The organism is Provencibacterium massiliense (assembly GCF_900169495.1).
In the GTDB taxonomy this organism is placed as follows: domain Bacteria; phylum Bacillota; class Clostridia; order Oscillospirales; family Ruminococcaceae; genus Harryflintia; species Harryflintia acetispora.
On record NZ_FWCH01000009.1, the window covers coordinates 200177 to 222417 of the forward strand.

The following is a 22241-nucleotide window of genomic DNA, read 5'->3' on the forward strand; positions in this document are numbered from 1 at the left end:
GCGGGGAGGGGAATCAAACCTTCCACTGGAAGGTTTGACGAGGAACCCCCAAGAGGGGGTTCCCTCCACTTTGTCCAAATATCAGGGGAATCCTATTCGCTTTCTTCTTTCCTCGGATAAGGTACCTCTACGTCGGTCAACCCCGCCAAATAGTCCATGCTGGTCCTCAATGCGACCGCAATCCTTTTGCATTGTTCAAAAGTAAAGTGACGCTTGCCATTTTCTAATTTAGCGTAATCGCTTTGATCAATGCCAGTAAGCATCTGCATTTTAATTTGGGTGTATCCTCTTGCTTTTCTCAAGTCCCTCAGTCGACTCATTCAAATCACCATCTATATTATGGCAATTTGACCTATTGACATTAGGGTGTAATTGACCTATTCTATTGAGGGGTGATTTTTTGGACGTTTGTATGGAAATGCTCTGCTGGGAAATGGGAAAGCTCGTTTTGGAAAAGCTTCCTTTGCCGCACACTGATTATTTGAAATTGGTTCAGGACCATGCGGTCCGTGTCTTGGAGGAAATTGTAACGGTTGTTCGTACACCAGACTTGAACGATTTTGAAGTCGTCGAGGAAATTGTTCGAATTCTTGAAAAGCACAACATTTCCGCGGGTTCCTGTCACGATTTTTAAAGTTGCCTATTTGTGGGAACCCCTCTTGGGGTTCCCCTCTCGGACCTCCACCGGAGGTCCGATTCACCCTTCCTACGCTTTTTACGATTTATGAGGGCTCCTCGCCCTCAAACTCCCCGCCAAAGGGGCGTCGCCCCCTTGGGACCCCGTTTTTGCACGCAACAGAAAAACGCGGTGGATTTTCCACCGCGTTTTTTATTCGTTCTTCGCTGTGTTCTCATTCAGAGCGCGGGCTGAGCTTTGCCGCACGCACGCTAGTCCTTTCGCGTATCGGGGGCGGCAGCCTGCCGCCGCGGGCTGAGCTTTGCCGCCCGTACGCTAGTCCTTTCGCGTATCGGGAGTGGCAGCTCGCCACATGCTTAGATGGCTTTGCCCATCTCAAAGGCCTGTTTGAGCCAGTCGCCCTGCTCAATATCGCCCTTGTCCAACACGCTGTCCGCGATCAGCACGCCCCGGTCCTTCCAGCCGAGATAGCCGGTCAGAATCCGGTAGACGTTCTCCACCCCCGCGAATTCGTCGCGCTCGTCGGTGGCCGCCGTCATCAGCAGCACGCTCTCCTTGATTTTGAGCTTGCGCGGGCAGTCGTCCTTATAATACGGATAGAGCCGGTCGCAGACCGACACGATCTGGGAGGGCAGATTGTAAAAATACAGCGGCGCCGCCAGCACACAGACGTCCGCCGACTCGAGCGCCGGGAAAATCGCCTGCATGTCGTCGTCCCGCACGCAGGGGCGCTGCCCCTGCTTCCAGCAGCGCTCGCATGCAAGGCACCCGCCGATCTGCTGGTGGCCTACGCTCACCATGCTCACCTCATGGCCCTGCTCCATCGCGCCCTTGGCAAAGCTCATTGCCAGCATGTCGCTGTTGCCGCCCCGCCGCGGACTGGATGTGAGCACCAAAATGTTCTTCCTCATTCCTCCTGCGCCTCCTCGCTTGTCACCGTTGTATTGACCGCGCCTTTGCGCTTCGCCTGAAAAAAGGCGCGCAGCGCCCCGGCGCACTCCTCCTCGAGCACCCCGCCCACTGCCTCCGGGCGGTGGTTGAAGGGCAGTGCGAACAGGTCGGTCACCGACCCGCAGCAGCCCGCCTTGGGGTCCCTCGCCCCGTAGACCACCCGGCGCAACCGGGAATTGATGATCGCCCCCGCGCACATCGGGCAGGGCTCCAGCGTCACATAGAGCTCGCACTCGTGCAGCCGCCAGCCGCCGAGCGTTTTACAGGCCTCGTCGATCGCCAGGCATTCGGCGTGCGCCAGCGCACTTTTCCCCGTCTCGCGGCGGTTGTGCGCCTTGGCGATCAGCTCGCCGGATCGTACCACCAGCGCGCCCACCGGCACCTCGCCGAGCGCGGCGGCGGCTTTGGCCTCTTCGAGCGCCAGGCGCATCCATGCACGGTCGTCCATCTTGCCCTCCGTCGATTAAAAAAGATTGAGTATGATCTGCACCACCAGCAAAACCACCACCGCGAGAAGCGGCACCGAGCCGAAGAAGGCGGACAGCTTGCGGCGTTCGGCGCGCGGCACGTCCCGGTGCAGCGGGGTGAAAAACTGGGGCCGGGTGCGCAGCAGGTAGAGCGCCCCGACGACCCCCGCAGCCAGGTAAACCACGTTGAGCCCGATATAGGCCCGGCTGACCGATTCCTCCGGCAAGCCCACCAGGAAGAAATTGAGCAGCAGCGGGACCAGGTTGTTGATAAAATGGCAGAGCATGGGCACCAGCAGCGTGCCAGTGCGCAGGGCCAGAAAGCCCAGCAGCATCCCGGTGATGAACGCGTTTGGGAATTGCACCAGGTTGCGGTGCAGTAGGGCGAACAGAAGCGTCGAGCAAAAGAGCGCGAACGGCTCGCCGAAGCGGCGCAGGCTCTGCAAAATGGCTCCCCGGAAAAGCAGCTCCTCGAAAATCGCCGGCATCAGCGCCGAGGAGGCCGCCGCCAGCATCAGCGACCGGACGTTGTCCGCCTCGGGCAGGCCGGGACCGGTGGGGTGCAGGTTCACCAGCGCCAGCAGCGCGGAGAGCAGCATGGCCACCATTGAGCCGATAACCGAGGAGGCCAGGACCAACCCGGCCGCCGGAAGCGCCTCGCCCGCGCGGGGCAGGCGGCGCGGGAAGACGGTGTGAGCGCCCAGATGCAAAAATGCACACAGCAGCAGGATGGGCAGGCAATAGCAGATCAGGCTGCTCCAGATGCTGATCACCTCGATGGTGTCGGACGAGGCGATAAACTGGTTGTTATAAATGCGGATGGCCGGGTTCCCCATGCGCATGAGCATGACCACCACCAGCGGCACAAAATTCTGCAATGCCAAAAACGCTATGAGCGTACAACCCAAAGCGTTTGAATAAACCCGTATCATACTGTTCATATCCGGTTTGCGGGGCCCGTCGGTGAACCCGTAGCCCTGCACGTAGACAAACTCGCGGTCCGGTCCGTCTAGATACTCATTCATGGCAGCACCTGCAGCAATCAGCTTTCGTTAGTTGTATTATACCACAGATTATGCATGAAAAAATAAATGGATTGTAAACAAGGCGTTCCTAACCAACGTCCCGGTACCACTTGCCACTTCTGAAGCGCAGGAGGTTTAATACCCCGCGCATCCCAAGATCGGTCGCCATGCCGCACCAGATCCCGTAGATGCCGAGCCCGCAGGGGAAGGCCAGGATATAAGCCGATACCAGGCGGATGCCCCACATGCAAAACAGCGAAACGAAGAACTGGTAGCGCACGTCGCCGCCTCCGCGCATGACGCCCACCAGCACGATGGAGGCGTTGAGCAGCGGCTGGATGAGCGCCTCGATGCGCAACACCCCGCTGGCAAAGTGGATGACCTGCGGGTCAGAGGTGAAGATGGACACCAGCGGCTCGGCGAAGATGAAGAGCACCACCAGCATGACCGCACCCAGGATCAGCCCCATGCGGGTGACGATCCGCCCGAAACGAAACGCCATCTCCCGGTCCTCCGCGCCCTTGGCCTGGCCGACTAGGGTGGTGGCGGCGAACTGGATCCCGTTGGCGGGCAGGTAGGAAATCCCCTCGGCGGTGTTGGCGATGGTGTGCGCCGCCAGCGCCACCGTGCCCAGGCGGGAGACCATGGTGGTGTAGATGATCGCCCCAAAGGAAATGGTGAAGCGCTCAAAGGCGACCGGCAGCCCGAAGTAGGCCGCCGTGCGCCAGATGTGCGGGGAAAAGCGCCAGTCCTGGCGCAGGCTGATGTGCGCCTCCCCCTTGCGGCAAAAGGTGGTGATGAGCAGCAACAGCCCGATCGTCCCCATCGAGATGGCCGAGGCGGTGGCCGCCCCGCGCACTCCCCAGCCCAGCCCCGGTAGGGTGATGGGCCCCAGGAAGGACTGGTAGGTCTTGGTGGGGAAGATGAAGAGGGTGTTGAGAATCACATTCAAAACGTTGGTCAGCACGTTGAGCAGCATGGGGGTCTTGGTGTCCCCCGAGCAGCGCAGGATGGCCGAATAGACCGCCGAGCCCATGTGCAGCACCATGATCGAGGAGATGATGCGAAAGTAAGCCCCCGCATCCTCCACGATCCCCGGGTCGGCCCCCAGCCAGACCGGCAGGGGAGAAGCGATCGCCTGGCAGAAGAGGGTGACGAGAATGCCGAAGGAAAACACCGAGAGCACCGCCTGCCGGATCGCCCGGCGGCACTCCTCGTAGTCCCCGGCGCCGATATTCTGCGCCACCTGGATGGAGAAGCCTATCCCGAAGGCGGCGAACAGGCCGTTGAGCATGTTGAGGCAGGAAGCCGTGATCCCCACCGCCGCCGTGGCATGCGCGCCCAGGGAGCCGACCATCGCGGTATCGACATAGTTGACCATGGTGAGCATGATCTGCTCGATGATCGCCGGCCAGGACAGCAGCAGCACCGTCTGCACCGGATTTTTCCCGAGGCTGAGGACGTTGATCGACTTTTCTGCGGCCAATGAGAACCCTTCCTTCTTCTTTTTGTGCGTCTGTTATCCGGTCAGTGCAGCGCCCCGTACCAGCGGCCGCTGTAAAAGCGCCAGAGGTTGAGGACCCCGCGCATGGCGATGTCCGCCGCCATGCCGCACCAAATCCCGTAAAGTCCCAGATCAAAGACGAACGCCATCAAAAAGGCCACCGGCAGGCGGACCCCCCACATACAGACGAGCCCGACATAGAACTGGAAGCGCGCGTCGCCCCCGCCGCGCATGGCGCCGGCCAAAACGATCTCGCAGTTTTGCAGCGGCTGGACCAGCGCCTCGATCCGCAGAGCCCCCGCGCCCAGCGCGATCACCGCGAGGTCCCGGGTGAAAATCCCCACCAGCCCGCGCGCGCCGAAGAAGAGGAGCGCGAACATCACAACCCCCATCACGATCCCCATCTTGGTGACGATTTTCCCGAACTGGAAGGCCATGTCCCGGTTTTCGGCCCCCTTGGCCTGGCCGACCAGGGTGGTGGCCGCAAAGGAAATCCCCACCGCCGGCAGGTAGGAGATGCTCTCGGCGGTGTTGGCTAAAGTGTGCGCCGCCAGCGCCACCGTGCCGAGATGGGTGACCATCATGGTGAAGATGATCTGCCCGCAGGAGACGGTGACCCGCTCGAAGGCCACCGGCAGCCCGAAACGAAGCGCCAGCCGCCAGACCAGCGGATCGGGCCGCCAATTTTGATGAAAGTCGATGTGCGCCTCGCCCTTGCGCAGGAAGGTGGTGAGCAGCAGCAAGAGCCCCACCGTGCCCATCGAGATGGCCGAGGCGATAGCGGCGCCCCGCACCCCCATCCCGAGCCCTGGCAGGGTGAAGCTGCCGAAGGGGGTGTGGTGGACCGAGGGCTCGAAGATAAACAGGGTGTTGAGGATGATATTCATCACGTTGGTCAGGATATTGAGGAGCATAGGGGTCTTGGTGTCCCCTGAGCAGCGCAGGATGGCCGAAAAGACGGCCGAGCCCATGTGCAGCACCATGACCGAGGTGAGGATGCGAAAGTAGGCCCCTGCCTCCCGCGCCACCTCGGGCGGGGCGCCCAGCCACAGAGGGAGCTGCCCGCCGATCAGCTGACAGACCAGGGTGGTCAGCGCGCCGAAGCCCAGCACCGAGAGCACCGACTGGCGGATGGCCTGGCGGCAGCCCTCGTAGTCCTCGGCGCCGATGCACTGGGCCACCTGCACCGAAAAGCCCACCCCGAAGGCGGAAAACAGGCCGTTGATCAGCCACATGGTGGAGGTGGTGACCCCCACCGCGGCGGTCGCCTGCGCGCCGATGGCCCCGACCATCGCCGTGTCCACGTAGCCCACCAGGGTGAGCATGATCTGCTCGATGATCGCCGGCCAGGCGAGCAGGATGACCGTATGGACCGGGGAGCGGCCCAGTCCCAGCACATTGACCGATTTTGGCGCCATTGCCTCCACCTCCCGCTCTGCTAATTCTCCTCGGATTGCGCGAGCGCCCGCTCGCACAGACGCTCAAGGTCGCTGTAAACCTCCAGCTGCCCGGCCTCGCGCCGCAGCGCGGCCGCACCGCGCAGCCCCTTAAAATACCAGGCCGCGTGGCTTCTCGCCTCGCGCAGGGCGATGTACTCCCCCTTGTGCGCGACGGCCATCTTAATCTGCCGCAGCAGGATCTCCATGCGCCGCTCCATCGGGGGGGCGGGGAGCAGGGCGCCGTCGCGCAGGTACCGCTCAATCTGGCCGAAGACCCAGGGCGCGCCCAGCGCGCCCCGCCCGACCATGACCAGCGCGCAGCCGGTCTCGTCAAGCATCCGTTTGGCGCTTACCGGGTCGCAGACGTCCCCGTTGCCGATCACCGGGATCGAGAGGCTCTTTACCACCTGCCGGATGGCGGCGAGGTCGGCCCTGCCCGCGTACATCTGCTGGCGGGTGCGCCCGTGCACCGTGACGGCCGCGGCCCCGCTCTCCTGCGCAATGCGCGCCAGCTCGACGGCGTTTTGGTGCTCGTCGTCCCAGCCGAGACGCAGCTTGACGGTGACCGGGATATCCACCGCCCGCGCCACCGCTTCGATGATTTTCCCCGCCAAAACGGGGGTCTTCATCAGGGCGCTGCCCGCCCCGCCGCCCACGATCTTGGGCGCGGGGCAGCCCATGTTGATGTCGATGATATCGGGCGAGAAGCGCAAGGCACTCCTCGCGCAGTCGGCCATCAGGGCGGGCTCGGTGCCGAAAATCTGCACCGCCATCGGGTGCTCGGGCTCCGTCACCTCGAGCAGCAGGGCGGTCTTTTTATCGCTGTAGTGCATCCCCTTGGCGCTGGCCATCTCGCCCACCAGATAGGAGGCCCCGAGCTCCTTGCAGATCGTGCGGAACGAGCGGTCCGCCACCCCCGCCATCGGGGCCAGGGCGGTGTGCCCTTCGATGGTAACATTGCCGATCTGCAAAGAATTTCCCTCCCATTCGCCCCCGTTTTTTTGGAGCGATTTTACACGCGCTATACGAACCATTTTAACGGTTTGCACTTTCAAATGCAAGGGGTTGTTTTTTGTGGTATACTACTTCTATAGATTCGGACCATCCTTAAATTTTGGAGGCAATTTGTCATGAAGCTGCTCTGTCTGGACTCCAACAGCATACTCAACCGCGCGTTCTACGGGATCAAGCTCCTCTCCACCAAGGACGGGGTTTACACCAACGCCATCTTCGGCTATATGAACATCTTCAAAAAGCTGCTCGACGAGGTGCGCCCCGACGCGGTGGCCTGCGCCTTCGACCTGCGCGCGCCCACCTTCCGGCACAAGATGTACGACGGCTACAAGGCCCAGCGCAAGGGGATGCCCGAAGAGCTCGCCATGCAGCTTCCCCTGGTGCAGGAGCTGCTGCAGCATCTCGGCTACAAGATCGTGCAGGTCGAGGGGTACGAGGCCGACGACATCCTGGGCACCTTCTGTGCCCTGTGCGAGCGCCAGGGGGCGGAGTGCGTGATCGCCACCGGGGACCGCGACTCTCTGCAGCTGGTGAGCGAGCAGACCACCGTGCTGCTGGCCTCGACCAAGATGGGCAAGCCCGCCACCACCGTCTGCACCCCCCAGTATATCAAGGAGACCTACGGGATCGAGCCGCGCCAGCTCATCGACGTCAAGTCCCTGATGGGCGACAGCTCGGACAACATCCCGGGTGTCAGCGGAATCGGGGAGAAGGGCGCCCTGGGGCTCATTTCAAAAAGCGGCTCGCTGCAAGCGCTCTACCAGAACCTCGACTCCCTGGGGCTGAGCCCGAAGCTGCGCGAGAAGCTGGAGGCCGGGCGGGAGAGCGCCTTCATGAGCTACGAGCTGGCCACCATCTGCCGCGAGGTACCGCTGGACGGGGAGCTGTCCCACTATCTCCCTGGCGAGCCGGATTACCCGGCGGCGGCCGGGCTGCTCTCGAGGCTGCAGATGTTCTCCCTCATCAAGCGCCTGGAGATCCCCGAGGGCGCGGCGGCCGCCGCGCCCGCCAGCGAGGAGGCTGTGCCGGCCGCGCCCGCCAGCGAGGAGGCTGTGCCGGCCGCACCGCTATGTAAGGAGGTGGCCGACGGGAGCGCCCAGGACCTTGGCGCGCTGCTGGCGGAGAAGGAGCGGGTGCTGGACCTCTGCCCGCTGATCGCAGAGGACGCGCTGCGCGCCTTCGCCATCGACACGGACGGCAAGGTGCTGCGCTTTACAGAGGATCTGCCGGATTACCAGGCCCTGGCGAAAAAACTGCTGGAGTCACCCAATCCCAAGCGGGTGCGGGACCTCAAAGCGCTCTACCGCTATTCGTATAAAAATGATATTAATCTACAAAACGTAATATTCGATCTCGAGCTGGCGGCCTATCTGCTCAGCCCGAATTCCACCGAATACACCGTCGGGCAGCTGATGGGCGAATACGCGCTGCCGTCCTGCGAGGCGGTCTTCCCCGACGGGGAGGAGGAGCCCGAGCCCCCGGAGAAGCCGAAGGGCAAAAAGCCGGCCGGCGACCCGCTGCGCGCGCTTTGCCGGGACTGCGCGCAGATGGGCGCGCTCTGCGACAAGCTGCAAAGCGAGGTGGAGCAGGGCGGGCTTTCCACCGTGCTGGACACCATCGAGCTGCCGCTGGCCGGGGTGCTCGCGGCGATGGAGCTCTGGGGCTTTCGGGTGGACGGCGGAGGGATCGAGGAATTTGGCAAGGCGCTGGACGGCGACATCGCGGGGCTGGAGGAGAGCATCTACGCTTTAGCCGGCGAACAGTTCAACATCAACTCCCCCAAGCAGCTCGGGGAAATCCTCTTCGAGAAGCTCGGCCTGCCCGCCCGGCGCAAGACCAAGAGCGGCTATTCCACCGACGCGGCGGTGCTCGAGTCGCTGGAGGACTATCACCTGATCGTCCCGCAGATCCTCGAATACCGCAAGCTGACCAAATTAAAGTCCACCTACGTGGACGGACTCTTAAAGGTGGTGGGCCCGGACGGGCGGATTCATTCGGTCTTTAAGCAGACCGAGACGCGCACCGGGCGGATCAGCTCGACCGAGCCGAACATGCAGAACATCCCGGTGCGCACCAAGCTGGGCAGCCAGATGCGCCGCTTCTTCGTCTGCGAGCCGGGCTGGGTGCTCCTGGACGCCGACTACTCCCAGATCGAGCTGCGGGTGCTGGCCCACATCTCGGGGGATAAGGCGATGCGCGAGGCGTTTCGCACCGGCGAGGACATCCACACCCAGACCGCTGCACAGGTGTTCGATCTGCCCCCCCTGATGGTCACGCCCGAGATGCGCTCCCGCGCCAAGGCGGTCAATTTCGGGATCGTCTACGGGATCGGCGCCTTCTCGCTGGCCAAAAACATCGGCGTCTCGGTGGCCGAGGCGGACCGGTATATCAAGAGCTACCTTGCCACCTACAGCGGGGTCAAGCGGTATATGGACGAGACAGTGGAGAAGGCGAAGCGCGACGGCTACGTCACCACCATCCTGGGAAGGCGGCGGTACCTGCCCGAGCTGCAGAGCTCCAACAAGAACATCCAGGCCTTCGGCAAGCGGGTGGCGATGAATACCCCCATCCAGGGGACGGCGGCGGACATCATCAAGCTGGCGATGATCAAGGTCTATAACCGCCTGAAAAAGGAGAACATGCGCGCCCGCCTGATTTTGCAGGTACACGACGAGCTGATCGTCGAGGCCCCGAAGGATGAGCAGGACCGCGCCGGGATGATCCTGCGCGAGGAGATGGAGAACGCCGTCCATCTCGCGGTGGACATGAAGGTGGACCTGGGCGCGGGGGAGAGCTGGTATGACGCAAAGTAGCCTTCGTCCCGCGCGGGAAAGCGACCTGCAAGCGCTCCACGAAATCGAGCGCGCCTGCTTCGGCAGCCAGGGCTGGAGCGAGGAGAGCCTGCGCGCGCTGCTGCAAAACCCGCTTTCCGACGTGCTGGTGCTCGAATCGGACGGAAGGGCCTGCGGCTACGCCGGGATGAACAGCGTGCTGGACGAGGGGTATATAAACGACATCGCGGTGCTGCCCGAATTTCGCCGCCGGGGCTTCGGCCAGGCGCTGCTGGAAGGGCTCATCGCCCGCGCGGGGGAGCGGCAGCTCCGCTTTTTGACCCTGGAGGCGCGGGAGTCGAACCGCGCGGCGCTCGCCCTCTATGAAAAAAACGGCTTCCTGCGCGCCGGGATACGCAGGGGCTTCTACGCGGCGCCCCGGGAGGACGCCATTTTGCTGACCCGATATTTTGACTGAGAAGGGATGGACAGCCATATGCCTTTGGATATTCTGGCGATCGAGAGCTCCTGCGACGAAACCGCCGCCGCCGTGGTGCGCGACGGGCAGCAGGTGCTTTCCAACGTGATTAACACGCAGGTGGCCGAGCACGGGAAATACGGCGGGGTGGGGCCGGAAATCGCCTCCCGCCGGCATATCGAGAACATCGTCGGGGTGGTGGACGAGGCGCTGTCCGCCGCCGGGCACACGCCGGACACGGTCGGCGCCATCGCGGTCACCGCCGCGCCGGGCCTGATCGGCGCGCTGCTGGTGGGAGTCAACTACGCCAAGGGGCTCTCGCTGGTCTCGGGGAAGCCCCTGGTGCCGGTGCATCACCTGCGCGGGCATGTGGCGGCCAACTACCTGGCCCACCCCGAGCTGGAACCGCCCTATCTCGCATTGGTGGTCTCGGGCGGGCACAGCCATATCGTGGAGGTGCTGGATTACACCGGGTATCGGACCATCGGCCAGACGAGGGACGACGCGGCGGGCGAGGCCTTCGACAAGGCCGCGCGGGCGATGGGGCTGCCCTATCCGGGCGGGGTGAGTATCGACAAAATCACCCCGCAGGGTGACCCGCATGCCTTCGAGCTGCCCACCCCGCATGTGAGCGGGAGCGAATACGACTTCAGCTTCTCCGGGCTCAAGACGGCGGTGGTGAACCTTCTACACAACGCGCAGCAGAAGGGCGAGGCGGTGCCGGTCCCCGACCTGGCCGCGTCCTTCGCCTATAAAGTGGTGGACATTTTGGTAAACAACACCCTGCGCGCGGCGGAGGATTTCCATTACCGCACCATCGCCCTGGCGGGCGGGGTGAGCGCCAACTCCACCCTGCGCAAAAGGATGGAGGAGGAATGTGCCGGACGGGGGATCGCCCTCTACCTGCCGCCGCTCTCCCTGTGCGGGGACAATGCCGCGATGATCGGCGCGCAGGCTTACTACCAGCTGCAGGCGGGCTACACGGCGGACCTTTCCCTCAACGGCGCGGCCTGCATGGACATCCAGGCCGAATTTTCCTAATACGGACCATTTTCCCAAGGCAGGCCCGGCGGGGGAACGTTTTTTTCTTCGGGGCAAAGGCCGGCGCTGCGCGCCCTGTTTATGAAAGGAGGACGACAGGTGGAGCAGAAGAACCATATGCAGGGCAAGGCCGAGCTCTGGCTGATCCTGGTGTCGGCCATCTGGGGAAGCGGCTTTATCGGGACGCGGATCGCCATGGACCAGGGCCTCTCACCCTCCTTCGTGCTGATGACCCGCTTCGCCATCTCGGTGCTGATCTTTGGCGCGGTGTTTTACCGGCACCTGCGCCAAACGCTCGACCGCCGGCACCTCATCGCCGGAGCCAGCGCCGGGCTCTTCCTCTTTTTGGGCTACTTCGTACAGACGCTGGGGCTCAAGTACACCACCCCGGCCAACACCGCCTTCCTCTCGTCCACCAGCGTGGTGATGGTCCCCTTCCTGTGGTGGGCGGTGGCCAAGAAGCGCCCCGGGGTACTGACTGTAATTTCCTCGATACTTTGCTTCATCGGCGCGGCCATCCTCTCGGTGGATTTCTCATCCGGGTTTTCGATCGCCGTCGGCGACCTCTTTTCGCTGATGTGCGCCGTCTTTTACGCCGTGCAGTGCGTGCTGGTCGGACGGTATGTGCTCTACCTCGACGTGCGCACCCTGCTCTTTGTGCAGTTTGGCACCACCACCCTGCTCTCCCTGGTCACCTTCCTGCTGGGGGAGCGGGACTTCGGCTCCTTTTGCTCCCTGCCCGGGATGGCGGCGGTGCTCTATCTCGGGGTCTTCGGCACCTGCGTGTGCTATTTCATCCAGACCTCGGCCCAGCGGTACGTCACCCCGATGCGTATGTCGATCATCATGACCACCGAGTCCCTCTTCGGCTCGCTCTTCTCGGTGCTGCTCGGGTACGACAAGCTGACGCTCAGCATGGTCACCGGGGGGCTGATCATCGTGGGGTCGATCCTGCTGCCCGAGCTCCAGGAGCTGCTGCAGCGCCGCGCCCCCGCCCAAAGCGCCACAGGGGAGGAGGCGCCGCCTGCGCCCCCTCCCGGCGAAGGAAACGATTGACAACATTTCTCCATTACGTTATAATACGTTATGTACATAGGTGTCTTGAAACAAATGGATAGGAGGCCGTATGCCGAACAAAATGACTACGAGAAGGAAGAGCGAGCTCTCGCTCTGGCTGGTCGCCATTGTATGGGGGACCGGGTTTGTGGGGACCAAGTTCGCGATGGACGCGGGGCTCAGCCCCTCCTGCGTGCTGATGCTGCGCTTCGGGGTGGCGACCCTGACGCTCTGGATCATCTTCCGTAAGCACATCCGCGCCACGCTGGACCGCATCCACGTAAAGAGCGGCGTCTTCGTGGGGGTATTTCTGTTTTTGGGCTTCATGCTCCAGACCATCGGCATGAAGTACACTACCCCGGCCAACAACGCCTTCATCACCGCCACCAACGTGGTAATGGTGCCCTTTTTGTGGTGGTTCCTCATCAAAAAGCGCCCGGGCTGGCAGACCTTCCTCTCTACGTTCCTCTGCTTCGTGGGGGTGGCTATCCTTTCGGTGGACTTTTCCGGCGGGTTCTCGGTCTCCCCGGGGGATCTTTTGACGCTGCTCTCCGCCTTCTTTTACGCGGCCCAGATCGTGCTCACCGGGCGGCTGGTGCTCTCGCTGGACGCCACCACCCTGCTCTTTTTGCAGCTGGGGACCACCTCCGTCCTCTCGGCCGTCAGCTTCCTGCTGTTTGATCACGACTTCTCCTCCCTGCTCTCCCTCTCCGGGATCGCCGCCGTGGTCTACATGGGGATTTTCTGCACCTGCCTGTGTTATTTCTGGCAGACCCACGCCCAGCAGTACGTCCCGCCGGCCGAGACCTCGGTCATCCTGGCCTGTGAGTCCCTGTTCGGGACCCTCTACTCCATCCTGCTGGGCTACGACCCGCTGAGTGTGAACATCGTGCTCGGGGGGCTGATCATCTTCGTCGCGGTGCTGCTGCCCGACCTGCTCACGCGAAAGCACCCGCCCGCGCAGGAGCAGGAGGCCTCCGCCGAGGCCGCAGGCGAGCCGTAAAATTTTCATCAAAATCTTGGCAAGCGCCCCGCGCCGTGCTACTATAAGGGAGCAAGCGGGCATTGACCTCCCGATCGGAACGGAGGGATTCTGATGAAGCTCAAGGCACAGGTCATCCGGCGGCGGGACACCGGCCGCCTGACGGGGGAAAACTGCAAGCAGGTCCTGGCGGTGATCGACTACCTGCAAAAGGGGCAGCACCTGCCGCTGGACGAAAAAAACGGCGAGCTGCTCATCCTGCACCTCTGTGACGCGCTCGAGCGGATCGAGCACCGGGAGACCCTGCCCGCCCTCGGCCAGTCGGTCTATGAGGAGGTCACCCGCGAGCCCAATCTCGAGCGGGCGGTCTCGATCTGCCGGGATATCCAGGAGATGATCCCCGAGCTGCAGGCGAGCGAGGCCGAGTACATCATCATGCACGTCGGCGCCATGCTCGGAAATATGAAAAACTGAAAAGTCCCCCGCCGCCCCAGGGCGGCGGGGGACTTTTATTTCTTTACTTCCTGAGCCCGGAGATGAGGTAAAAACCGCTGGTGTCCGCCAGGATGTCCACCGTGAAGTAGGGGGCGAGCTTCTTTGCTTCCTCCTTGGCCGGCAGCAGCCGCTCGGAGAGCTCCTCGACCTTGCCGCCGCTGTGGCGCGCGTTGATGGTCTCCTTGCTCTCGCTGTGGGCGATCATCAGCCGTCCGCCCGGCACGAGCATCTCGTAAACCTTCCCAAAGAGCGCATCCTTATCCGGGAAGTGGGGATAGGCGCAGTAGAGGGTCGCGACCTCAAAGCCCCGCTCCTCCACCGAAAAGAGGTCCCCGGCGACGAGGTGCAGGGCGGGGTCGCTGTATTTCTGTCCCGCACGCTCGATCATCCTGTCCGACAGGTCGATCCCCAAGACCTCCCGGGCGCCGTGCGAAAACAGCGCCGGGAAGAGCACTCCCGTGCCGCAGGCGATGTCCGCCACCCGCTTGCCCCGCACGTCGGACAGGGCGACGATGGCGTCCAGCTTTTGCGGGTCATGGGTACAGGTTTCATCCCAGTGCTCGGCCCGCTCGTCGAAAAAGCGCTTGGTCTCCTCGAGTTTGGTCATTTACGCCACCTTCCTTTCCTCCCGCACACGGCCTTCTATCAGCCCGGCGCGCTGCAGCGCCAGCACCAGCAGCGGGATGACGATCAGCTGCAGCGCGATCCCCGGCAGCGCCGTGGCGAACGCGCCCGTCAGAAACGCCGCGAGCCCGTAGGGCTTGCCCGCCACCCCCATGAAGAGGGCGTTCGCCAGCCCCGAAACCAGCCGTCCGCCGAGCATGGCGCCGATCAGGGAGAGGTAGACATTCCGGCCCTGCTTGCGGTAGAGCAGCCCCGTCAGCGCGCCGTAGGCGCAAAGCTCGCACATCATGGCCGGGGCGGTGGGGAAGATGGGGGGCATGCCGGTGATCACGCTCGAGAGCAGCGGGACGATCAGCCCGCAGATGGCCCCGTACTGCCAGCCGCAGATGAAGCCGCACAGCAGCACCGGGATGTGCATGGGCAGCATGACCGGCCCCGCGCCGATGGCGTGGAACATCACCGGCAGCAGCAGCCCGAGCGCCACAAAGAGGGCGGCTAAAATAAGATCGCGGGTGGTTGGCTTTTTCATTACATTCTGTCCTTTCCCTGAGAAAACAAAAAGCACAGCAAAGCAGGGCCGCTTCATGCGGCCGCCTGCCTTACCGGCTCTCGTTTCAATCGCTTTATATTGTGTCGCCGGCCGCCTTCGTGGCGGTCCCAGCTTGTCGACTTTTCCGACAAGCTGCACGAGGCAACCACCAAGCGCTGCGGCTGACGCCTTGCTCCGCCGGTTTCCCCGTGAGGCCCCTTCCCCTCGCAAACCGGCTCCGCAGGCCCGCCGGGCCTGCTCACCGCCGCTTTGCTCTAGAAGTGTCCCTTCGGCGGGCGAAGCTCGCCTGCGGGACCGATTTTCAGTCTTTCGACACACGCCGGCCGCCTTCATGGCGGCCCTATCTTTTTAAAGTATACCAGCGAGCGCAGAGGGAGTCAAGAATTTAGTTCTTGAGGCTCTGGATCGGGGCGGGGATCTGCCCGCCGCGCCGGATCAGCTTCATGGGAGAATAGCGGCTGACCTTCATCACCGGGCCGCTGCCGAACAGGCCGCCGAACTCGAGCTCCTCGCCCTCCTTGTGGCCGATGGCCGGGATGACCCGCACCGCCGTGGTTTTGGAGTTGATCATCCCGATGGCCGCCTCGTCGGCGATGATCCCGCCGATCACCTCGGCCGGGGTGTCACCCGGGATGACGATCATGTCCAGCCCCACCGAGCAGACGGCGGTCATCGCCTCGAGCTTCTCGATACACAGCGCCCCGCAGCGCGCCGCGTCGATCATCCCCGCATCCTCGCTGACCGGGATGAATGCGCCCGAGAGCCCGCCCACACGGGACGAAGCCATCACGCCGCCCTTTTTGACCGCGTCGTTGAGCATGGCCAGCGCCGCCGTGGTGCCGCAGGCGCCGCAGCTCTCCAGCCCGATCTCCTCGAGGATGTGCGCCACCGAGTCACCCACCGCCGGGGTCGGCGCCAGCGAGAGGTCCACGATCCCGAAGGGGATGCCAAGCCGCCGCGAGGCCTCGCTGCCCACCAGCTGGCCCATGCGGGTGATCTTGAAGGCGGTTTTCTTGATGATGTTGGCGATCTGTGTGAGGTCGTAGTCGTCCGGGGCATTTGCGATCGCCGCGCGCACCACGCCCGGGCCCGAGACGCCGACGTTTAAAACGCAGTCCCCCTCGCCCACGCCGTGGAAGGCGCCGGCCATGAAGGGGTTATCCTCCACCGCGTTGCAAAAGACCACGATCTTGGCCGCGCCGAAGCAGCAGTTATCGGCCGTGAGCTTGGCGCTCTCGAGCACGATGTTTCCCATCAGGGCGACCGCATCCATATTGATCCCGGCCCTGGTGGAGCCCACGTTGACCGAGGAGCAGACCACGTCGGTCTCGGCGAGCGCCCGCGGGATCGAGTCGATCAGCTCGCGGTCCCCGGCGGCAAAGCCCTTTTGCACCAGGGCCGAATACCCGCCGATGAAGTTGACCCCGACCGCCTTGGCGGCCTGGTCCATGGCCTTGGCATAGCGCACCGGGTCCCCGCCGCTGATCCCACAAAGCAGGGCGATCGGGGTGACCGACAGGCGCTTGTTGATGATCGGGATCCCGTATTCCTTCTCGATCGCCTCGCCGGTGCCGACCAGGCGCTCGGCCCGGTGGCAAATCTTTTCGTACACCTTCTGGCAGCTGCGTTCGATGTCGCTGTCCGCGCAGTCCAAAAGGGAAATTCCCATGGTAATGGTGCGGATGTCCAGGTTTTCATCCTGGATCATCCGGATGGTTTCGAGTATTTCAGTGTTGTTGATCATGACGGATGTTTCCTTTCCCCTGCGCTAGATGCGGTGCATCGAATTGAAGATGTCCTCGTGCATGACGTGGATCATCAGCCCCTGCCCCTCGCCCATGCGGCGCATGATGTCGGCAAGCTCGCTGAGCCCACAGGTGAGGTGGTCGATGTCCACCAGCATGATCATCGCGAACATGTCCTGCAGCACGGTCTGGCTGACCTCCGCGATGTTGGCGTTGTACTTGGCGCACTCGTTGCTGACCTTGGCTAAAATCCCCACGGTGTCCTTACCGGTGACGGTGATGACTGCTCTCATATGTTCTTTGTTCCTTTCTGTGATGGCGTTATTCTTCCCCGCGCGCCAGTTCGTCGAGAAAGACCTGCGGGTTCATGTCCGACGGGATATAGAATCCGCAGAGGTTCGGCCTGCAAATCTCGGCGCTGTCCGGCGCACAGGAGCGTTTAAACTGTTGGGTATAAAAGCGGCGGATGAAAATCCCCAGCTTATCGCGGATGAAGGCGGGATCGTATTCCCCGGCGAAGGCGATCGAGGCGTAGTTGTAGACCTTGAGCGGCGCGAAGTGGTAGCGCAGGGTATAGTGCAAAAAGAAGTCGTGCAGCAGGTAGGGCCCCAAAATCTCCTCACTTTTCTGGTGCTGCTCCCCGCTCTGGGCCGGGGGCAGCAGCTCGGGGCTGACCGGGGTGTCCAGGATGTCCTGCAGCGTCTCGCCGACGCCGGGCAGCCAGTCCCGCTGCGCGATCAGGGCGACCAGCTCCCGGATGGTGGTCTTATTGAGGCAGATGTTGACGTTGTACCCCGCCAGGTGGTCCCCCCCGAAGGTGGAAAACCCGAGCGCCGCCTCGGAGAGGTCCCCGGTCCCCACCACCAGGCCGTTTTCCTGGTTGGAAAGGTCGAACAGGATCTGGGCGCGCTCGCGCGCCTGGGCATTTTCATAGACCGCGTCCCGCTTGGCCGGGTCGTGGGCGATGTCCTCAAAATGGGAGGATACGGCGTTGCGGATCGGGATGTCCCGCGTCTCGATCCCCAGCTGCTCCATCAGCAGCAGGGCGTTGTAGTAGGTGCGGTCGGTGGTGCCGAACCCCGGCATGGTCACCCCCAGGATCCTCTGGCGGGGATAGCCCAGCAGGTCGCAGACCCTCGCGCAGCAGAGCAGCGCCAGGGTGGAATCGAGCCCCCCCGAAACCCCGAGCACCAGCCGCTCGAGCCCGGTGTTGTCCAGCCGGCAGGCGAGGGCGCGCGTCTGAAGCGTGAAGAGCTCCTCGAGGTAGCGTTCGCGCTCGCCCGGCTTGTCCGGCAGGTAGGGCGTGCGCGAAACCTCGCGCAGCAGCCCGGCCTTCGCTCCGGTGCAGGGATGGGCGCACAGCGCCTCGCGCTGGCGCTGCGGGGCCGGACGGGCGGCGCGCAGCAGGTCGCAGTCAAAGTCGTGGTAGAGGGCGATCCCCTCCTGCTCGGCGCACTTCTGCGCGAGCAGGTTCCCCTCCTCGGCCACCAATATGTAGCCGCCCCACAGATGCGGCGAGGAGGTGTCCCCCACCCCGCCGTTGACCGCCGCCACGGCGCACGAGGCCGCCGCGGAGAGCGCGCACATCCCCTTGGCCGCCGCCCGGCGGCTGCCGGCATAGACCGGCTCATAGGAGGGGACCAGCACCAGGTCGCACCCGCTGTCCTCCACCTGCGGCAGGTAGTGCGGCAGCCTATGGGGATCGCAGGGCAGCACGGTGAACGAAAGGTCCCCCACCCGAAAGAGGGGAAGCTCCCCCTCATCGGGGGAAAAGCAGTAGAGCTCTCCCTTGTAAATCACCGCGCCCGCCTCATAGGGAATCCCGTTTTTCTGCAGGGGCAGGGTGAGCACCAAAAAGCTCTCCAGCTCCTTGGAGCGCAGCAGCAGCCCGTTTAGGGCCTCCTCGCAGGCGGCCAGCAGCGTTTTGGAGCGCATGAGCTCCCCCGACGAGGGCGGGCAGAGCGCGAAGCGGGGCAGCAGCACAATGTCCGCCGCCGCGCTGCCCGAGTCGGACAGCAGGTCCAACAGGTCCTCCAGCGCCGCCATCGGGTTGGCGGGCGGGGTGCGGTTGACCAGCCCCAGAAGCCGTATGATCGAATTCATCGCAGGCACCATCCTTTCCTGCTTTTACGAAAAGTTTGTTGCCTCTATCTTAGCACATTTTTTACAATCTATAAACCAGAAATTATTTTACACCCCTCATTTTCTGTGCTATGATGAAATCAGAAATTTACAGCGTCTTTTGGAGGGACTCATATGCTCAATATATTTGACAGCCATTCCCACTCGGACAACTCCCCCGACGGGCATCATTCGGTGACCTACCTCTGCGAACAGGCGGTGGATAAGGGCCTGATGGGGCTGTGCATCACCGACCACTGCGACATCGACATCTACAAACGGGACAACTTCGAGCTGCGCATGATCAACTCGAACTTCGAGGTGCGCAAGGCCCAGCTCTTCTTCGGCGACCGGCTCATGCTCACCGCCGGGATCGAGCTCGGCCAGCCGCTGTTCGACCCGGCTCTGGCCGAGCGGGCGCTCGGGCTGCTCAACTACGACTTTGTCCTCGGCTCGGTCCACGTCACCCGCGGCTGGCCCGATTACTACGAGGTCAGCTACAAGGGCCGCCCCATCGAGGAGGTCAACGCGGCGATGGATGCCTACTTCGGCGAGGTGCTCGAAACCGCCAAAAAGGCCGACTTCGACTCCCTGGCCCATCTGACCTATCCGATCCGCTACATCTCGGGGCGGGACGGGATCGAGGTGGACCTGAGGCGCTGGGACGATTTGATCGACGAAATCCTGCGCACGCTGATTGCCCGCGGCAAGGGGCTGGAGCTCAACGTGGCGGGGCTCCACAACGGCTGGGGCCAGCTCTGCCCGCCGAAGGAAATCTTTGCGCGCTACCGGGAGCTGGGCGGCGAGATCGTCACCCTCGGCTCGGACTCCCATCTTGCGCAGGACCTCGGGGTCGGGATCGCAGAGGGGATGGAAGTGCTCCAGTCGTGCGGCTTCGAGTATTTCGCCTTTTATAAGAAGCGCCAGGCGCGCATGCTTGGAATAAGGTAAATGGGGCTGTCCGCCCCAAACCCCGAGGTCTTTTCTTTGTTTGAAAGAAAAGACCCAAAAGAAGCAAACAAAGGAGGGGACACCCCTCCTTTGAGACTACCCCTCGCGCGACCACGCGCGGACGATACACACTTTGCGCCCGCCGCAAAATGCGAAGCCCCGCTCCGGTTTTCCGGAGCGGGGCTTTTTGCCCGCGCAGGCAACTGATGGCAACAACGATTGCACCCCCTTCGGGGGCCCTTTCCCGCGCAGGGGGTCTCCCTCGCCGGAGCTTTTCTGGGAGGGGCGCAAAGTAATCGGGATTCTCAAGGGTTTGACAAACCCTTGAGCGGGTGCGGGCAGCGCCCGCGGCCTTTCCGGGTCGCTGCCACTCGCGGCCACCAATCCCCCCCGGATCAGGAAGGGGAGCTTGGGCGCACGCATTTTTGGCGCCCGACCAAAAATGCAGGCTCGCTTCGCGAGCGGTGCGCCTCACGGGCGGGAAACGAGGCGTTTCCCCCCGTATACCCCCTTTCGGGGCGGTTAGCTGCCACTCGCGGCCACAAATCCTCCCCCGGATCAGGAAGGGGAGCAAAAAGCTCCCTGTGGGAGGTTTTTGCGTGGGGAAACCCTATCAAGGGGTTTCCCCATGGCGGCGGGGCCGCCCTCTCCGCGCTCCTTTTCCTGAATTCGCCTTTTTTCTTGCTTTTTCCTGCCTGCCGTGCTACAATGTTCTTACAGGGGTTTCCCCTTAAAAAGAATAGCCATGGCAGGCATAATGTGCCGCAAACACATTACGCCCTGCATGAGGTGAGGCACCACCCCATACAACCGGTATCCCGGCACCACGACTGATGCCATTATAACACATTCTTTTCCCTTTGGAAAGAACAGTGTTTATACCGGTTTCCTTGCGACCAGAGCGCATGGATGGGGCTTTGCCCTCTCCATGCGCTTTTCTTATGCGCCCCGCAAGGGGCTGGGGTGGCGGGATTCCTACGCCCCGCCACCCCAGGGAGGCCCCTGACCATATCAGGTCAGGGGGTATCAAGATGGGAGAAGTATTATTAAACCTTTATTACGGAAAACATCCCTTTTATTCCTGGAAGACAGAGGATGAGCAATATATCATCCTGGAGCGTGAGAGCTCGTACCGGGAGCTGTTTTTAAAAACCAGCCTCCCGGATGACAAGCAAGAAGAGCTGATTGACTATCTTAACGTCCACCAGGAGCGGGACATCTATGTGGAGGAGCTCATCTTTAAAAAAGCCTTCGCCCTGGGGCAGCGCGTCATGTACGAATCCCTTTCCTGCTCCGGCGAGGAAGCTCCCGAATACGACGACTAAAAAGGCCTCCCCGCTCGGGGAGGCCTTTTTCCGGAGCCGCTCATGAGAGGCAAAGCGCCCCTTTGCTTTATTCCTGGTAAGTGAATATCTTGAGCTTGGGGGCGGTGACGTGCACCCGCTCGCCGGGCTTGCCGTCCTTGTGGTTGTAGTACCACACGTCGCCCATTTCCCACAGGCCGTTCGGATCGTTCAGGCCGAAGCTCGCCGGGAAGTTGGCGGGATTCGAGAGGTTGGCGCTGCTCAGGGCGTAGCGCTGGACGTTGACGGCTTTGGGCGGGGCCTCCGTGCCATAGGCGTTGGAGGGACCGTCAAACCAGCGGCAGTCGGTCAGGCTGCTCGCTGCGGTGGTGCAGCCCACGATGCCGCCGGTGTAGGTGGCTTGTCCGCCGCTGATCGCGCAGACGCCGTAGCAGTACCTGACCGAGCCCACCAGGTTTTGGACCAGACCCGCCTGATGGGATGCCGCCGCCTTTCCGTAGGCATAGCAATCCGTCACCAGGCTTCCATTTTGTACCAGGCCGCAAAGGACGCCGGCATGGCCGGAAGAGGCGGTGACCGAGACATTGGCGTAGCACTGGGAGAGCGTCGCGCCCGGCCGGCCGTCGCCGACGATGCCTCCGCCGAAGGCCTCCGAGGAGGTGAAGGCATAGGGAGTCTCGATGGCCAGACGTTGGATGGTGGCCTTTTCCACATAGCCGAAGAGACCCGACGAGTCCGAGGCGGCGATGCTCATATTCCTCACCCAATGTCCGTCCCCGTCATAGGTTCCGTTAAAACGGGTCGCGAAGCTGCCGATGGGGGTCCAGCGGCTGGTGCCCTGCTCGGCCTCGACGTCGATGTCCCGCACCTGTAAGAAGGATTGCCCTTTGCCGAGATGGTTCGGGCTGTTGATGTGCTGCAGCTGTGCGGCGCTCGCCACCTGGTACGGGTCGGCCGCCGTGCCCTTCCCCACGTAGAACGCGCCCGCCGTCCCGGCCGGACACCCGCAGCTCGGCGGGATGGCGAGGGGCGTGTCCACCCCCGCCTCCCGGTCCAGCCCCTCCCGTCCCGGAAGGACGTGGCCGG

Annotated in this window: 21 protein-coding genes and 1 pseudogene; 9 read left to right on the top strand and 13 right to left on the bottom strand. The window is 63.0% G+C overall.

Annotated features, from left to right (window positions below; translation table 11 throughout):
• Window positions 1-92: 92 nt before the first annotated feature.
• Window positions 93-320: a helix-turn-helix domain-containing protein gene (locus B5477_RS02415; protein ID WP_079698221.1), complete on the bottom strand. Its 228-nt coding sequence runs from the start codon at window positions 318-320 to the stop codon at window positions 93-95.
• A gap of 92 nt (window positions 321-412) precedes the next feature.
• On the opposite strand from B5477_RS02415, the gene B5477_RS02420 reads away from it, so the two are divergent.
• The gene (locus B5477_RS02420; RefSeq protein WP_143533527.1) at window positions 413-634 is read left to right on the top strand and encodes a hypothetical protein; all 222 of its coding nucleotides are present in this window, start codon (window positions 413-415) and stop codon (window positions 632-634) included.
• A 359-nt stretch (window positions 635-993) separates the two neighbouring features.
• Here B5477_RS02420 and B5477_RS02425 read toward each other — a convergent pair whose 3' ends face one another.
• From B5477_RS02425 to dusB, 6 genes are all read right to left on the bottom strand, one after another.
• Window positions 994-1548 carry a flavodoxin family protein gene (locus tag B5477_RS02425; RefSeq protein WP_079698223.1) on the bottom strand — a complete coding sequence of 185 codons (555 nt, stop codon included), beginning with the start codon at window positions 1546-1548 and terminating at the stop codon, window positions 994-996.
• Window positions 1545-2036: a nucleoside deaminase gene (locus tag B5477_RS02430; protein ID WP_079698224.1), complete on the bottom strand. Its 492-nt coding sequence runs from the start codon at window positions 2034-2036 to the stop codon at window positions 1545-1547. Before B5477_RS02430 ends, B5477_RS02425 begins: the two co-directional genes overlap by 4 nt.
• Window positions 2037-2051: 15 nt before the next feature.
• Window positions 2052-3080, bottom strand: coding sequence for a CPBP family intramembrane glutamic endopeptidase (locus tag B5477_RS02435; RefSeq protein ID WP_079698225.1), 1029 nt, complete (start codon window positions 3078-3080; stop codon window positions 2052-2054).
• 88 nt (window positions 3081-3168) lie between these two features.
• Window positions 3169-4566 (bottom strand): MATE family efflux transporter, encoded by a 1398-nt coding sequence (locus tag B5477_RS02440; RefSeq protein WP_079698226.1) that lies wholly within the window; start codon window positions 4564-4566, stop codon window positions 3169-3171.
• 41 nt (window positions 4567-4607) lie between these two features.
• Entirely contained in the window at window positions 4608-6002 is a 1395-nt protein-coding gene (locus tag B5477_RS02445; protein WP_079698227.1) for an MATE family efflux transporter, read from the bottom strand.
• 20 nt (window positions 6003-6022) lie between these two features.
• Window positions 6023-6994, bottom strand: coding sequence for a tRNA dihydrouridine synthase DusB (gene dusB, locus B5477_RS02450; protein ID WP_079698228.1), 972 nt, complete (start codon window positions 6992-6994; stop codon window positions 6023-6025).
• 159 nt (window positions 6995-7153) lie between these two features.
• On the opposite strand from dusB, the gene polA reads away from it, so the two are divergent.
• The 6 genes from polA to B5477_RS02480 all read left to right on the top strand — a co-directional run bounded on the left by polA (window position 7154) and on the right by B5477_RS02480 (window position 13839).
• Complete coding sequence (polA, locus tag B5477_RS02455) at window positions 7154-9850, top strand: DNA polymerase I (RefSeq protein ID WP_079698229.1); 2697 nt, start codon at window positions 7154-7156, stop codon at window positions 9848-9850.
• A complete protein-coding gene (gene rimI / locus B5477_RS02460; protein WP_079698230.1) occupies window positions 9837-10286 on the top strand; it encodes a ribosomal protein S18-alanine N-acetyltransferase in 450 nt (149 codons plus the stop codon). Before polA ends, rimI begins: the two co-directional genes overlap by 14 nt.
• A gap of 24 nt (window positions 10287-10310) precedes the next feature.
• Window positions 10311-11327: a tRNA (adenosine(37)-N6)-threonylcarbamoyltransferase complex transferase subunit TsaD gene (gene tsaD / locus B5477_RS02465; protein WP_079698254.1), complete on the top strand. Its 1017-nt coding sequence runs from the start codon at window positions 10311-10313 to the stop codon at window positions 11325-11327.
• A gap of 99 nt (window positions 11328-11426) precedes the next feature.
• Window positions 11427-12383, top strand: a complete 957-nt coding sequence (locus B5477_RS02470; protein WP_159448901.1) for a DMT family transporter — start codon at window positions 11427-11429, stop codon at window positions 12381-12383.
• Window positions 12384-12453: 70 nt separating this feature from the next.
• The gene (locus B5477_RS02475) at window positions 12454-13386 is read left to right on the top strand and encodes a DMT family transporter (RefSeq protein WP_079698232.1); all 933 of its coding nucleotides are present in this window, start codon (window positions 12454-12456) and stop codon (window positions 13384-13386) included.
• A 93-nt stretch (window positions 13387-13479) separates the two neighbouring features.
• A complete protein-coding gene (locus tag B5477_RS02480; protein ID WP_079698233.1) occupies window positions 13480-13839 on the top strand; it encodes a hypothetical protein in 360 nt (119 codons plus the stop codon).
• Between the two features lie 43 nt (window positions 13840-13882).
• Here B5477_RS02480 and B5477_RS02485 read toward each other — a convergent pair whose 3' ends face one another.
• From B5477_RS02485 to nadE, 5 genes are all read right to left on the bottom strand, one after another.
• The gene (locus B5477_RS02485) at window positions 13883-14467 is read right to left on the bottom strand and encodes a class I SAM-dependent DNA methyltransferase (RefSeq protein WP_079698234.1); all 585 of its coding nucleotides are present in this window, start codon (window positions 14465-14467) and stop codon (window positions 13883-13885) included.
• Window positions 14468-15013 carry an ECF transporter S component gene (locus B5477_RS02490; protein WP_079698235.1) on the bottom strand — a complete coding sequence of 182 codons (546 nt, stop codon included), beginning with the start codon at window positions 15011-15013 and terminating at the stop codon, window positions 14468-14470. It abuts the gene before it with no gap.
• Between the two features lie 406 nt (window positions 15014-15419).
• On the bottom strand, window positions 15420-16778 hold the full coding sequence (locus B5477_RS02495; protein ID WP_079698236.1) for a PFL family protein: 1359 nt from the start codon (window positions 16776-16778) through the stop codon (window positions 15420-15422).
• A gap of 24 nt (window positions 16779-16802) precedes the next feature.
• Complete coding sequence (locus B5477_RS02500; RefSeq protein ID WP_079698237.1) at window positions 16803-17072, bottom strand: ACT domain-containing protein; 270 nt, start codon at window positions 17070-17072, stop codon at window positions 16803-16805.
• Between the two features lie 28 nt (window positions 17073-17100).
• Window positions 17101-18882, bottom strand: coding sequence for an NAD(+) synthase (gene nadE, locus B5477_RS02505; protein WP_159448902.1), 1782 nt, complete (start codon window positions 18880-18882; stop codon window positions 17101-17103).
• 153 nt (window positions 18883-19035) lie between these two features.
• Here nadE and B5477_RS02510 point away from each other — a divergent pair, with 153 nt between their 5' ends.
• Together B5477_RS02510 and B5477_RS02515 are read left to right on the top strand one after the other, a co-directional pair.
• Window positions 19036-19851 carry a histidinol-phosphatase HisJ family protein gene (locus tag B5477_RS02510; RefSeq protein ID WP_079698239.1) on the top strand — a complete coding sequence of 272 codons (816 nt, stop codon included), beginning with the start codon at window positions 19036-19038 and terminating at the stop codon, window positions 19849-19851.
• A gap of 1031 nt (window positions 19852-20882) precedes the next feature.
• Entirely contained in the window at window positions 20883-21176 is a 294-nt protein-coding gene (locus tag B5477_RS02515) for a DUF6809 family protein (protein ID WP_079698240.1), read from the top strand.
• Window positions 21177-21243: 67 nt separating this feature from the next.
• On the opposite strand, the pseudogene B5477_RS14995 reads toward B5477_RS02515, so the two are convergent.
• Window positions 21244-22241 (bottom strand): annotated as a pseudogene (locus tag B5477_RS14995) (hypothetical protein); the annotation flags it as partial.